Below are 11,667 nucleotides of genomic sequence, written 5' to 3'. Positions count from 1 at the left end.
ACGGACAGGCGGGCACCCCGGAGACGGTCCTCCGGGGTGCCCGTCACCGCGTTCCGGTCAGGTCGGGTTCACGTCCAGGGGACCTGCGGCGAGCGGTAGTAGTCGATCCCCATCGCCTCCCAGCGCGGCGCCTGCGCGGCGAGCCGCACCTTGTAGGTGTCCCAGTCGTGCGTCGACGCCGGGGACCAGCCCAGCTCGGCGACGCCCGGCAGCCTCGGAAAGGCCATGAACTCCAGCTGCTCGGGGTTGGAGAGGGTCTCCGTCCACAGCGGCGCCTCGACACCGCGGACCGCGGAGGCCGGCGCGCCCGGGAGATAGGCGGCCGGGTCCCAGTCGTAGGACCGCTGCACCTCGACGTAGCCCGCCCAGGACAGGCCCAGCGGGGTGTCCTTGTTGTACTTCATGTCCAGGTACGTCCGGTCGGCCGGGGACAGGATCAGCCCGGTCCCGTTCCGCGCCGCCTCGGCGACCTGGGCCTTCTCCGCGTCGCTGGTGCGGTCCAGGCCCCAGTACTGGACGAGCGCGCCCTCGGCGGGATTCGCGCCGGCCAGCTGGTGCCAGCCGACGACCGTCTTGCCGTACTCGGCGACGATCGGCTGCACGCGGTCCATGAACTTCACGAAGTCCTCGTGCGGCGTGGAGTGCGCCTCGTCGCCGCCGATGTGGAGGTAGCGGCCGGGGGTGAGCGCGGCCAGCTCGCGCACGACGTCGTCGACGAAGTCGTACGTGACCTCCTTGCCGACGCACAGCGAGCTGAAGCCGACCTTGGTGCCGGTGTACAGCGGCGGCGCGACGCCGTCGCAGTTCAGCTCGGCGTAGGAGGCGAGGGCCGCGTTGGTGTGGCCCGGCATGTCGATCTCGGGGACGACCTCCAGGTGGCGGGAGGCGGCGTGGCGCAGGATCTCCTTGTAGTCGTCCTTGGTGTAGTAGCCGCCGGGGCCGCCGCCGACCTCGGTGGAACCGCCGTACGTCGCCAGGCGCGGCCAGGAGTCGATGGCGATGCGCCAGCCCTGGTCGTCGCTGAGGTGCAGGTGGAGCTTGTTGTACTTGTAGAGGGCGACGCGGTCGATGTACTGCTTCACCTCGTCGACGGTGAAGAAGTGCCGCGAGACGTCCAGCATGGCGCTGCGCCAGCCGTAGCGCGGGGTGTCCTTGATGGTGCCGCCCGCGACCAGCCAGGGTCCGGGCTGCACGGAGTCCTTCTCGACGGCGGCGGGCAGGAGCTGACGGAGGGTCTGGACGCCGTGGAAGAGGCCGGACGCCGCGCGGGCGGTGATGGTGACGCCGGAGCGGCCGCTGTCGAGGCGGTAGCCCTCGTCGCCGTAGGAGCCCTTCGCCAGGCGCAGCTGGATGCCGCCGTGGCCGTAAGAGGTGACGGGCAGTCGGTAGCCGGTGGAGGGCCGCAGGACGCCGGCGAGGTAGTCGCCGACGCGGCGGGCCTCGCGCGAGTCGTCGACGCGGATGTGGGTGGAGCGGGTGATGCGGTACGGGGCGCCGCCCGGGTCGACCGAGGCGGGGGCCGGGATCACCTGGTCCAGGGGGGTCGCGGCCGTCTGGTGCGCGGGTGCCGCGCCGGTGGTGATGGCGCAGGCCGCCGCCACCAGCAGCAGCGATCCCAGCAGCCGGCTGGTGCGGGGAGTCGTTCGGTGGGGAGTCGTTCGGTGGTGCCGTCGATGTGCTCTCACGTGCGCGCTCCCTTCGCGTGTGTGCGGTACGGGGGTTGGGGACGGGTGTAGACCACTCTCCCGCACCATCGCCGCCCACAGAAGCGATGAAACAATCCGCGCATGGCGGAAATCATCCAGAAGGACGGAACGTGGGTCTTCGACGGCGACTCGCTGCGGCTGACTCCTGGACGCGACAAGAGCGTCGCCCTGCTGCGCCGGGAGTTGGGTGAACTGCTCGTCCCGCTGTCGGCGTTGGCGGGGATATCGTTCGAGCAGGGCCGCAAAGCCGGCCGGCTGCGGCTGCGCCTGCGGGACGGCGCCGACCCCCTGCTGCACGCGACAGGAGGCCGGCTGACCGAGCCGCACGACCCGTACCAGCTCCTCGTGGAGGCCGACCGGTACGGCGTGGCCGAGTACTTCGTGGACGAGGTGCGCAACGCGCTGCTCCTCGACCAGGTCGCGTCCGGCCCGGTGGACGCGTACCTGCTGCCGGGCCCCGCCGTCCCGCTGTCGGTGTCGGCCGGGGACGGCATCGCGAGCTTCGACGGCGAGCGGGTGCGCCTGGAGTGGAAGTGGCAGGCGGAGGACGCCAAGTCGGCCGGGGGTCCGCGCACCCTCCCCCTCGGCGACATCCTCTCGGTGGAGTGGCAGCCGGAGGTGGGCATGGAGAACGGCCACCTCCGGTTCACCGTGCGGGGCGCGCCGAGCAAGGTGCCGCCGAAGTACGACCCGAACGCCGTGGAGCTGTGGGGCTTCAAGAAGGACCCGCTGATGGCCCTGGTGGCCGCGGCCGTGCAGGCCCGCCTCCCGCACCCGGCCGCCCCCGCCGCCCTGGAGAAGACCGGCCCGGCCGGGGACGCGCCCGCCCCGGCCCCCGCGGCCGAGGACGACCACGACGCGCTGCTGCGCCGGCTGCGGGAGCTGGGCGAACTGCACCGCTCCGGGGTGCTGACGGACGAGGAGTTCAACCTGGCCAAGCAGGCGGTACTGAAGCGATTCTGACCGTCCCCCGCCGAACCCTGCCCGAAATCGGGCAGGATTCTTGCATAACCGTGCCCCGTACTCCAGGATCTACCGGGTGCACGACGAACTCGTTGATCATCTGACGCGGTCCACCCCCCTGAACCGGGGCGAGGCGCTGCGCGTGATCCAGGACGTGCTCGCCTACTTCGACGAGACGACCGAGGAATTCGTCCGTCGCCGCCACCGCGAACTCCAGACCCAGGGCCTGGTGAACGCGACGATCTTCGAACGGATCGGGGCGGAACTGAAATACCGGGCGGTGGCACCGCCGGAGCTGTCGCTCCGTCAGTTGCGCCGCATCGTCTACGGCTGAGAAGCCGAAGAGGAACACGAGGTTTACGTATATATGTGCGGAATCGTCGGATACATCGGCAAGCGTGACGTCGCGCCCCTGCTCCTGGAGGGCCTCCAGCGCCTGGAGTACCGCGGCTACGACTCGGCGGGCATCGTCGTCACGTCCCCGAAGGCGGCCGGCCTGAAGATGGTCAAGGCCAAGGGCCGGGTCCGCGACCTGGAGGCCAAGGTCCCGGCGCGCTTCAAGGGCACCACCGGCATCGCCCACACCCGCTGGGCCACCCACGGTGCCCCGTCCGACGCGAACGCCCACCCGCACATGTCGGCCGACCAGAAGGTCGCCGTCGTCCACAACGGCATCATCGACAACGCCGCCGACCTGCGCCGCAAGCTGGAGGCGGACGGTGTCGAGTTCCTCTCCGAGACCGACACCGAGGTCCTCGTCCACCTCATCGCCCGCTCCGAGGCGGAGAAGCTGGAGGACAAGGTCCGCGAGACCCTCCGGGTCATCGAGGGCACGTACGGCATCGCCGTGATGCACGCCGACTTCCCCGAGCGCATCGTCGTGGCCCGCAACGGCTCGCCGGTCGTCCTCGGCATCGGCGAGAAGGAGATGTTCGTCGCCTCGGACATCGCCGCGCTGGTCGCCCACACCCGCCAGATAGTCACCCTCGACGACGGCGAGATGGCCACCCTCAAGGCGGACGACTTCCGCACGTACACCACCGAGGGCACCCGCACCACCGCCGAGCCCACCACCGTGGAGTGGGAGGCCGCCTCCTACGACATGGGCGGCCACGACACCTACATGCACAAGGAGATCCACGAGCAGGCCGAGGCCGTGGACCGCGTGCTGCGCGGCCGGATCGACGACCGCTTCTCCACCGTGCATCTCGGCGGCCTCAACCTGGACGCCCGCGACGCGCGTGCCGTGCGCCGCGTGAAGATCCTCGGCTGCGGCACCTCGTACCACGCGGGCCAGATCGGCGCCCATATGATCGAGGAGCTGGCCCGCATCCCCGCGGACGCCGAGCCCGCCTCCGAGTTCCGGTACCGCAACGCGGTCGTCGACCCCGACACCCTGTACATCGCCGTCTCCCAGTCCGGTGAGACGTACGACGTGCTGGCCGCCGTGCAGGAGCTGAAGCGCAAGGGCGCCCGCGTCCTCGGCATCGTCAACGTGGTCGGCTCGGCGATCGCCCGCGAGGCCGACGGCGGCATGTACGTGCACGCCGGGCCCGAGGTCTGCGTCGTCTCCACCAAGTGCTTCACCAACACCTGCGTCGCCTTCGCGCTGCTCGCCCTGCACCTGGGCCGCACCCGCGACCTCTCGGTCCGCGACGGCAAGCGGATCATCGAGGGCCTGCGCAAGCTGCCCGCGCAGATCGCCGAGATGCTGGAGCAGGAGGAGGACGTCAAGAAGCTGGCCGCCCAGTACGCCGACGCCCGCTCGATGCTCTTCATCGGCCGCGTCCGCGGTTACCCGGTCGCCCGCGAGGCCTCCCTGAAGCTCAAGGAGGTCTCGTACATCCACGCCGAGGCATACCCGGCCTCCGAGCTGAAGCACGGCCCGCTCGCCCTGATCGAGCCCGCGCTGCCGACGGTCGCGATCGTGCCGGACGACGACCTGCTGGAGAAGAACCGCGCGGCCATGGAGGAGATCAAGGCCCGCAGCGGCCAGATCCTCGCCGTCGCCCACCAGGAGCAGGAGAAGGCCGACCACACCATCGTCGTCCCGAAGAACGAGGACGAACTGGACCCCATCCTCATGGGCATCCCCCTCCAACTCCTCGCCTACCACACGGCCCTGGCCCTGGGCAGGGACATCGACAAGCCGAGGAACCTGGCGAAGTCGGTAACGGTGGAGTAACGCGCCCCGAAGGGGCGCGGGGCTGTGTCGATTTGCGGCTCCGCCGCGTGGGCGCGAGCAACCCCACCCACCCGCACGGGCAACACAACCGAACGGCCCCCCACGTGTGCCACCAGACACGCGGGGGGGGGCGTCCCATCGCCGGGGAGCCGCCCAACCCCCCAGCCGGCGCAGCTAACCGGTGGCCGTCACTCCCCGGCCCGCAGCGCGCCCCGGCATCGACGTGGGCCAGTGGGCCAGGACCGCGGTCGCCGCATACCAGGCCACCACCCCCGCCCCGACGGCGAGCAGCAGCAGGGAAACGCAGAGCAGCCCGCACATCCCCTGCCCGAGCGCGTCGCCGCCGGCGAACGTGAGGGTGAGGGCGACGAGGGCGAACAGGAGCACAAAGAGTCCCGCCGCGTTGGCGGAGACCTGGTTGCCGGCGGAGACGCCGGCGGAGACGGCCCAGGTGAACCAGAGCGCGCCGAGGACGGTGAAGGCCGTGCCGGGGGCGGTGTCGCTCTCGCGCAGTGCGAGCAGACCGGCGACGAAGAGCGCGATGCCGCCGACGTACTGGGCGAGACGGTCACGGCACCTCTACGCGTCGGTAGCTTCACGCTGCATGAACAGGGAGCCGCCTGGGACATCCGGGACGGCCGAGCCACCGGGACGTTACGGGATGATCACCACGGGCCGCTTCGCCCGCTTGGCGAGCCGGCCGGCGACGGAGCCGAAGAGCCGGCCCACGAGTCCGTGACTGGAGCCGACGACGATGGCGTCCGCCTCGTACTCCCGGCCCACCTCTTCGAGTTCGTGGCAGATGTCGCCGCCGCGCTCGACCAGGATCCAGGGGACGTCGGCGAGATAGTCGGCGCACGCCAGCTCCAGACCCAGCACCTCGGTGCGGTGGTCCGGCACGTCCACGAAGACGGGAGGCTCGCAGCCGGCCCACACCGTGGTGGGCAGTCGGTTGGCGACATGCACGATGACCAGGCCGGAACCCAGTCGGGATGCCATGCCGATGGCGTACGCGAGGGCACGCTCACTGGAGGTGGAGCCGTCGAAGCCGACAACGACACCGTGCTTGAAGGCGGGGTCGCACGACTGGCGTGGCTCTTCGGCCGCCAGGGGCTCGGCCGCCGTAGGTTCGGCGACGGGCCGCTTGCGGTCCGCGGGTTCGAAGAATTCGTGACCGGCCATGGCTGTCTCGGCGTTTATATCCTCTATGGGGGGCCAACAGTGGGCGGCTGAGCTGTGTCCGGGAATGGTCTTCCCAACCCCATACCCCCAAGGGTACGGCGGCACGCCTCCTTCGCCCAGATCCCGCGGAGGGTCCGCCGCAGGGTTCACCGGAGCATGCCCGAGGGGCGCCCGCAACGCAATGGTTGCTGCCCTGTACAGGCGGTTTGCACAGGATTCAACTGTCGGTGACCGGTCGTGACCGACGCGCCGCGCGGGCGTTGATCTCCATGCCGCCAGCCTCAGGGAGCACCCGTGTCCGGACCGCACCGCACCGCCGAGCCGACGTCCGCGCCATCCCGGGACCGTGTCACCGACCTCGTCCGCTGGGCGGCGTTCAGCTGCTTCCTGGTCCCGGTCGCGCTCCTCTGGTACGGCGCGTCCTTCGCCGGCACGGCCGGCACCGCCCTCGGCCTGGCCGCCGTCACCGGCGTGTGCCGTCTGCTGCTGCGGCGGTCCGAGCGCCTCGCCGCGCACCCGTGCGGCGGGGAGCGCGCGGGGCGGGGCGGCCGCCGGCGCAGGCCCGTGGCGCGGGCGCGCGGGCGTGGACGGCACGCTGGGGAAAACACACCGGTCGACTGACCGGTTTCCGCGCACAGTTCCGCTTCTTTTCAGCCAACTTCCAGGGGTGGCTCATCTGCCCCCCTCACCACCCCCAATCCCCCGTTCCACCTGCACGGAAAGGGCCTCGGGGACCCCGCGCACCCTACGGGGATTGGCCACTGACACAAGGCGCACTTCCCTGGGGCGCCCCAGAGTGCAACGCTTCGTGATCGACTGCTTCACGCCAAGTTGCCATGTCGACAATGTCCCAAGTGCCGAACCGGCCATCCCGGCGCGACGGGACACAGTAGATTCGATCTTGACTGTCTACGGCGGGGGACTCGTGCAGGACCGAGGGGAAACGTGTTGGAGCGACAGACCCGAAGGGTAGAGGGTGCCGCGACCACCGAGGGGGGCTTAGCAGTATGAGCCACGACTCCATTGCCGCGCCGGAAAGCGCCGCCCGGAAGCTTTCCGGGCGACGCCGCAAGGAGATCGTCGCGGTGCTGCTGTTCAGCGGCGGTCCCATCTTCGAGAGTTCCATACCGCTGTCGGTGTTCGGGATCGACCGCCAGGACGCCGGCGTGCCGCGCTACAGGTTGCTGGTGTGCGCCGGTGAGGACGGCCCGCTGCGGACCACGGGGGGCCTCGAACTGACCGCGCCGCAGGGCCTGGAGGCGATCTCACGCGCGGGCACCGTCGTCGTGCCGGCCTGGCGGTCGATCACCTCGCCGCCACCGGAGGACGCGCTCGACGCCCTGCGCCGGGCGCACGAGGAGGGCGCCCGCATCGTCGGCCTGTGCACCGGCGCCTTCGTGCTGGCGGCGGCCGGCCTGCTGGACAGCCGCCCCGCGACCACGCACTGGATGTACGCGCCGACGCTGGCCAAGCGCTATCCGTCGGTGCACGTGGATCCGCGCGAGCTGTTCGTGGACGACGGCGACGTGCTGACGTCCGCGGGCACCGCGGCCGGGATCGACCTGTGCCTGCACATCGTGCGCACGGACCACGGCAACGAGGCGGCCGGCGCGTTGGCCCGCCGCCTGGTGGTGCCGCCGCGCCGCAGCGGAGGCCAGGAGCGCTACCTGGACAGGTCTTTACCGGAGGAGATCGGCGCCGACCCGCTCGCCGAGGTCGTCGCCTGGGCGCTGGAGCACCTCCACGAGCAGTTCGACGTGGAGACGCTGGCCGCGCGGGCCTACATGAGCCGCCGCACCTTCGACCGCCGCTTCCGGTCGCTGACCGGCAGTGCGCCGCTCCAGTGGCTGATCACCCAGCGGGTGCTGCAGGCGCAGCGCCTGCTGGAGACGTCGGACTACTCGGTGGACGAGGTCGCGGGCCGCTGCGGCTTCCGCTCGCCGGTGGCCCTGCGCGGTCACTTCCGCCGCCAGCTGGGGTCCTCCCCCGCCGCCTACCGGGCCGCCTACCGGGCACGGCGCCCCCAGAGCGAGCGCCCGGTGGACCCGGACTCGGGCACCTCCCGGCCGCCCGCCCCGCCGGAACCGGCCGCCCTCTCACCGGAGAGTTCGGTCCCGTTCCAGACCCGCCGCACGGCGGCACCGGTACCCGCGGCGGCCGGCGTCCCCGGCCAGCGCGGCGCACCGTGACGTAACACTCGAAACGCCGGACGGGCTCCCAGCCCGTCCGGCGTTTGAGGACGAGGCCGTCCAGGCCGAAGCGGGGGCCTGGGGGCGGCAGCCCCCAGCAAGGCCCACACGGACGCCGGGGACCCTATAAACAGGCGCCCACCGTACAGTGGCCGCATGAACGATCGCATGGTGTGGATCGACTGCGAGATGACCGGCCTCTCGCTGTCCGACGACGCGCTCATCGAGGTTGCCGCCCTCGTCACCGACTCCGAGCTGAACATCCTCGGCGAGGGCGTCGACATCGTCGTCCGCCCGCCGGAGCGGGCCCTGGAGACGATGCCGGACGTGGTGCGTGAGATGCACACCGCGTCCGGCCTCCTCGCCGAGCTGGACGGCGGCACGACGCTCGCGGACGCCGAGGCGCAGGTCCTGGCGTATGTACGGGAGCACGTGAAGGAGCCCGGCAAGGCCCCCCTGTGCGGCAACTCGGTCGGCACGGACCGCGGCTTCCTGCTGCGGGACATGCCCACACTGGAGGACTACCTCCACTACCGGATCGTCGACGTCTCCTCGATCAAGGAGCTGGCCCGCCGCTGGTACCCGCGGGCCTACTTCAACAGCCCCGAGAAGAACGGCAACCACCGCGCGCTCGCCGACATCCGCGAGTCCATCGCCGAACTGCGCTACTACCGGGAGGCGGTCTTCGTCCCGCAGCCCGGACCGGACTCCGACACCGCCAAGGCGATCGCCGCGAAGCACGTCGTACCGGTCGGGTAGGAGCCCGGGTCCGCCGGGGAGCGGCGCCCGGAAAGCCGGGCGCGAGCACCCCTTCGGACCCTGTACACTTTTTCTCAGCCGGTCGGGGAACCCCGCCATGCGGGATTCGAGCACCGGCCTTGGTGGGTGTAGCTCAGTTGGTAGAGCACCTGGTTGTGGTCCAGGTGGCCGCGGGTTCAAGTCCCGTCACTCACCCTGAATGATCAAGGGCTGACCTGTAGAAACGGGTCAGCCCTTGATCTTGTTGTGCTTCCCTGGGAAACCGGGGATCGACTGCTCATCCTCTCTTCTGACGGCCTCTTCTCTCAGTGCAGGGCTTCGATCGCGCGCAGGATGAGGGCACGGGCGTCGGCGCCGTACACGGCCATGCCGCGCAGTTCCTCGAACGCCCGGGCGTACATACCGATCTCGGAAGGCTGGGTGATCCGCACCCGTGCGGAGACCAGCTCGACCGAGACGAGCCGGTCGTCGTACATGTGGAAGGTCTCGCGGGGCCACTGCCCTCGGTGGGGTGTGACTGCGGGGATGATGCCGAGGGAGACCTGGGGCAGGGCCCCGGCGGTGAGGAGGTGGCCGAGCTGGGCGGCCATCGCATCCGGTTCGCACACCTGGTAGCGCAGAGCTGCTTCTTCGACGGCGAAGACGAAGGTGCGCCCGGCCTGGTGGATGATCTGGGAGCGGCCGACCCGGGCTCGCGCGGCCTCGGCGCTGTCGTCGACTGGGACGTCCCGGAAGGTGGCGCTGATGCCGAGGACGCCGGCGGCGTAACCCTCGGTCTGCAACAGGCCCGGGACGAGCGAGGCCGAGTAGACCCGAAAGCGCCGGGTGTCCTGGAACAGCCTGGGCTCGCGGCCCTGGAGAGCGGCGAGCCCTTCGCGTACCTGGGTGCGCCACTCGGTGTACATGGACTCGGCGTGCAGGGACTGGGCGATCAGGTCGTTGACCTGGTCCAGGGCGTCGCACGCCCGGCACCACAGGCGGATGTCCGTGGCGTTCGGCGCGGTGCGCGAGTTCTCGATCCGCGAGGTCTTCGAGTGGTGCCAGTCGCACCGGTCGGCCAGCTCAGTGATCGTCAGCGCTGCGCTCCGGCGCATGTCGCGCAGCCGCTGGGCCACGACTTGGCGTGCGGCCTGCGCCGAGGACGAGGGGGAGATGGGCATGAGCTGGCCTGTCCGGTGCGTGCTGGTCAGTGGATCTCGTATTGGTCGTGCGGTGTGGCCCGGGCCCACACATTTTCGAATGCCCCTGCGCACAGCTTGACGGCGGCTGGGTCGTCGGTAACCTCACCGCCGAGACTGCGCCCGTCGCCGCTGAAGTGGTTCCACCTCACCAGATGGTCGTCGAACAGCCAGAAGTCGTTGCCCGGCAGGGCGATGTCCGATGCCTGGCGGCGGGGCAGCCAGCGGACCTGCTCACCGGCGGCCACGTTCGTGAAGGTGGTGTCGCACAGGTAGCGGGTGTACTCGCTGACCGGTTCGGAGACGATACGGGCCCTGCGCACAACGACGCCTCGGGCTGCGGTCTCCTGCACCAGGTCGAGCCAGGGCCTCCACCAGGAGACGCGGTCGGCAGGATCGTGACGGAAGCCTCGGCGCCACTCTGCGAAGGGACCGGCCTCGTAATCCACGGCGTAGCTGTCGCGCATCTCGAGGTGGACGGCGGCCCCGGTAGTGGCGGACAGCAGATCAGTGAACGCGGCCGGCACGTTCGACCGCATCGCACGCCTCCCTGATCATCGGAACCATCCTCGCGGGGATACGGACTACGGCCTCGTGGTCGGGAATGCCGACCGCGTGGCCGGGCACCTCGAAGCCGGCGCACTCGGCCTCGGTCGCCTCGTCGGGCTTCCACCCTTGCAGCACGAGTTCTTTCTTCTCCTCGTCGACCCAGACCGTGGGGCTCTCCTCGTCCCCGGTGTTCGGGTCGATGCCGATGAACCGTAATGACATGGCTGCCTCCGACGCTCGATGTGTGCAGGACTGTGCGCCACGGTCACCTGCCAGGGCACCTGAGTCAAGAGCACCATCGACCCATCGCCCCCGAAAGCATGAATGTGTGCACAGATCTGCACATCATTGGCAGTGCCGCACATCACGCTCTTAGCTTCGGCTGGGACGACAGAGCCCCGGCGAGGTAATGACCTCCCGGGGTGTGGCCGACGCCGCGAAGGAACGTCAGCATGAAACAAGCTACCGCCCCGAAGGCAATGGCCGAGGAGCAGCAGACCGCCCCGCCAGACCTCGCGACAATGCGGGAGACGGCCGAGCTCCTACTCGGACCGGACGGCTCACCCGACGTCCTACCCCCGGTCGGCGACGAGCTGGCTGCCCACACAGCAACGCTGCGCGGCCAACTCGAACTCCTGATCCCCGAGCTGGAAAACGTCGTCACCAGGCTGCCCCGGGAGAGCATCCCCAGGTACTGCGCGCTCGCATGTATCGGTGAGGCCCGCGGCAAGCTCCGAGCCGAGCCGAGCCGCCGGTACGGCGGAGATGCCGGCTACGCCCGCCGCCTGGCCCGCGTCCTGCGCGCCCTGTGCGACCACTACCAGAACATCACCGCCTGGGGCCCCGCCCCCCGGGGGGCGCGGGCATTAGAATACACACAAACTGAGGCCCAATAATCAAAAACAGGTACAAATTTAGGGCTCCCGCACCCCCCGCCATCACCGGTGCGGGGGGAG

Annotated in this window: 12 protein-coding genes, 1 tRNA gene and 1 pseudogene; 8 read left to right on the top strand and 6 right to left on the bottom strand. The window is 70.4% G+C overall.

What is annotated here, in order from left to right; all coding sequences use genetic code 11:
* Window positions 1-68 precede the first annotated feature (68 nt).
* A complete protein-coding gene (locus ACFWR9_RS37340; protein ID WP_383850544.1) occupies window positions 69-1,685 on the bottom strand; it encodes a beta-N-acetylhexosaminidase in 1,617 nt (538 codons plus the stop codon).
* Between the two features lie 102 nt (window positions 1,686-1,787).
* Here ACFWR9_RS37340 and ACFWR9_RS37335 point away from each other — a divergent pair, with 102 nt between their 5' ends.
* From ACFWR9_RS37335 to glmS, 3 genes are all read left to right on the top strand, one after another.
* Window positions 1,788-2,669 (top strand): DUF4429 domain-containing protein, encoded by an 882-nt coding sequence (locus ACFWR9_RS37335; RefSeq protein WP_383850541.1) that lies wholly within the window; start codon window positions 1,788-1,790, stop codon window positions 2,667-2,669.
* Between the two features lie 76 nt (window positions 2,670-2,745).
* Window positions 2,746-3,003 (top strand): hypothetical protein, encoded by a 258-nt coding sequence (locus ACFWR9_RS37330; RefSeq protein ID WP_383850584.1) that lies wholly within the window; start codon window positions 2,746-2,748, stop codon window positions 3,001-3,003.
* A 33-nt stretch (window positions 3,004-3,036) separates the two neighbouring features.
* Window positions 3,037-4,854, top strand: a complete 1,818-nt coding sequence (gene glmS / locus ACFWR9_RS37325) for a glutamine--fructose-6-phosphate transaminase (isomerizing) (protein ID WP_383850539.1) — start codon at window positions 3,037-3,039, stop codon at window positions 4,852-4,854.
* Window positions 4,855-5,028: 174 nt separating this feature from the next.
* Here glmS and ACFWR9_RS37320 read toward each other — a convergent pair.
* Window positions 5,029-5,418, bottom strand: a pseudogene (locus tag ACFWR9_RS37320) (hypothetical protein); the annotation flags it as partial.
* Between the two features lie 90 nt (window positions 5,419-5,508).
* Window positions 5,509-6,036 carry a universal stress protein gene (locus ACFWR9_RS37315; RefSeq protein WP_125495710.1) on the bottom strand — a complete coding sequence of 176 codons (528 nt, stop codon included), beginning with the start codon at window positions 6,034-6,036 and terminating at the stop codon, window positions 5,509-5,511.
* 294 nt (window positions 6,037-6,330) lie between these two features.
* Between ACFWR9_RS37315 and ACFWR9_RS37310 the strand changes: the two genes are divergently transcribed.
* The 4 genes from ACFWR9_RS37310 to ACFWR9_RS37295 all read left to right on the top strand — a co-directional run bounded on the left by ACFWR9_RS37310 (window position 6,331) and on the right by ACFWR9_RS37295 (window position 9,179).
* Window positions 6,331-6,657 carry a hypothetical protein gene (locus tag ACFWR9_RS37310; RefSeq protein ID WP_383850536.1) on the top strand — a complete coding sequence of 109 codons (327 nt, stop codon included), beginning with the start codon at window positions 6,331-6,333 and terminating at the stop codon, window positions 6,655-6,657.
* 386 nt (window positions 6,658-7,043) lie between these two features.
* Window positions 7,044-8,225 carry a helix-turn-helix domain-containing protein gene (locus ACFWR9_RS37305; protein WP_383850533.1) on the top strand — a complete coding sequence of 394 codons (1,182 nt, stop codon included), beginning with the start codon at window positions 7,044-7,046 and terminating at the stop codon, window positions 8,223-8,225.
* A 156-nt stretch (window positions 8,226-8,381) separates the two neighbouring features.
* The gene (orn, locus tag ACFWR9_RS37300; protein WP_383850532.1) at window positions 8,382-8,984 is read left to right on the top strand and encodes an oligoribonuclease; all 603 of its coding nucleotides are present in this window, start codon (window positions 8,382-8,384) and stop codon (window positions 8,982-8,984) included.
* Window positions 8,985-9,106: 122 nt separating this feature from the next.
* A tRNA-His gene (locus ACFWR9_RS37295) sits at window positions 9,107-9,179 on the top strand.
* 110 nt (window positions 9,180-9,289) lie between these two features.
* Here ACFWR9_RS37295 and ACFWR9_RS37290 read toward each other — a convergent pair.
* From ACFWR9_RS37290 to ACFWR9_RS37280, 3 genes are read right to left on the bottom strand one after another with little or no spacing between them, the layout of a single operon-like run.
* The gene (locus ACFWR9_RS37290; protein ID WP_383850529.1) at window positions 9,290-10,144 is read right to left on the bottom strand and encodes a helix-turn-helix domain-containing protein; all 855 of its coding nucleotides are present in this window, start codon (window positions 10,142-10,144) and stop codon (window positions 9,290-9,292) included.
* Between the two features lie 26 nt (window positions 10,145-10,170).
* Complete coding sequence (locus ACFWR9_RS37285) at window positions 10,171-10,701, bottom strand: DUF6879 family protein (RefSeq protein ID WP_383850527.1); 531 nt, start codon at window positions 10,699-10,701, stop codon at window positions 10,171-10,173.
* A complete protein-coding gene (locus ACFWR9_RS37280; RefSeq protein ID WP_383850524.1) occupies window positions 10,670-10,933 on the bottom strand; it encodes a hypothetical protein in 264 nt (87 codons plus the stop codon). Before ACFWR9_RS37280 ends, ACFWR9_RS37285 begins: the two co-directional genes overlap by 32 nt.
* Window positions 10,934-11,163: 230 nt before the next feature.
* On the opposite strand from ACFWR9_RS37280, the gene ACFWR9_RS37275 reads away from it, so the two are divergent.
* Entirely contained in the window at window positions 11,164-11,607 is a 444-nt protein-coding gene (locus tag ACFWR9_RS37275; RefSeq protein ID WP_383850521.1) for a DUF6415 family natural product biosynthesis protein, read from the top strand.
* Window positions 11,608-11,667: the final 60 nt, after the last annotated feature.

The organism is Streptomyces sp. NPDC058534, assembly GCF_042717365.1.
In the GTDB taxonomy this organism is placed as follows: Bacteria; Actinomycetota; Actinomycetes; order Streptomycetales; family Streptomycetaceae; genus Streptomyces.
This window is presented reverse-complemented; position numbering and strand designations above follow the sequence as displayed.

Excerpts from the sequence above, each read along its gene's own strand:
- orn (WP_383850532.1), top strand. The coding sequence starts at position 8,382 with ATGAACGATCGCATGGTGTGGATCGACTGCGAGATGACCGGCCTCTCG.
- ACFWR9_RS37315 (WP_125495710.1), bottom strand. The coding sequence starts at position 6,036 with ATGGCCGGTCACGAATTCTTCGAACCCGCGGACCGCAAGCGGCCCGTC.
- ACFWR9_RS37305 (WP_383850533.1), top strand. The coding sequence starts at position 7,044 with ATGAGCCACGACTCCATTGCCGCGCCGGAAAGCGCCGCCCGGAAGCTT.
- ACFWR9_RS37335 (WP_383850541.1), top strand. The coding sequence starts at position 1,788 with ATGGCGGAAATCATCCAGAAGGACGGAACGTGGGTCTTCGACGGCGAC.
- ACFWR9_RS37290 (WP_383850529.1), bottom strand. The coding sequence starts at position 10,144 with ATGCCCATCTCCCCCTCGTCCTCGGCGCAGGCCGCACGCCAAGTCGTG.
- ACFWR9_RS37280 (WP_383850524.1), bottom strand. The coding sequence starts at position 10,933 with ATGTCATTACGGTTCATCGGCATCGACCCGAACACCGGGGACGAGGAG.
- ACFWR9_RS37285 (WP_383850527.1), bottom strand. The coding sequence starts at position 10,701 with ATGCGGTCGAACGTGCCGGCCGCGTTCACTGATCTGCTGTCCGCCACT.
- glmS (WP_383850539.1), top strand. The coding sequence starts at position 3,037 with ATGTGCGGAATCGTCGGATACATCGGCAAGCGTGACGTCGCGCCCCTG.
- ACFWR9_RS37275 (WP_383850521.1), top strand. The coding sequence starts at position 11,164 with ATGAAACAAGCTACCGCCCCGAAGGCAATGGCCGAGGAGCAGCAGACC.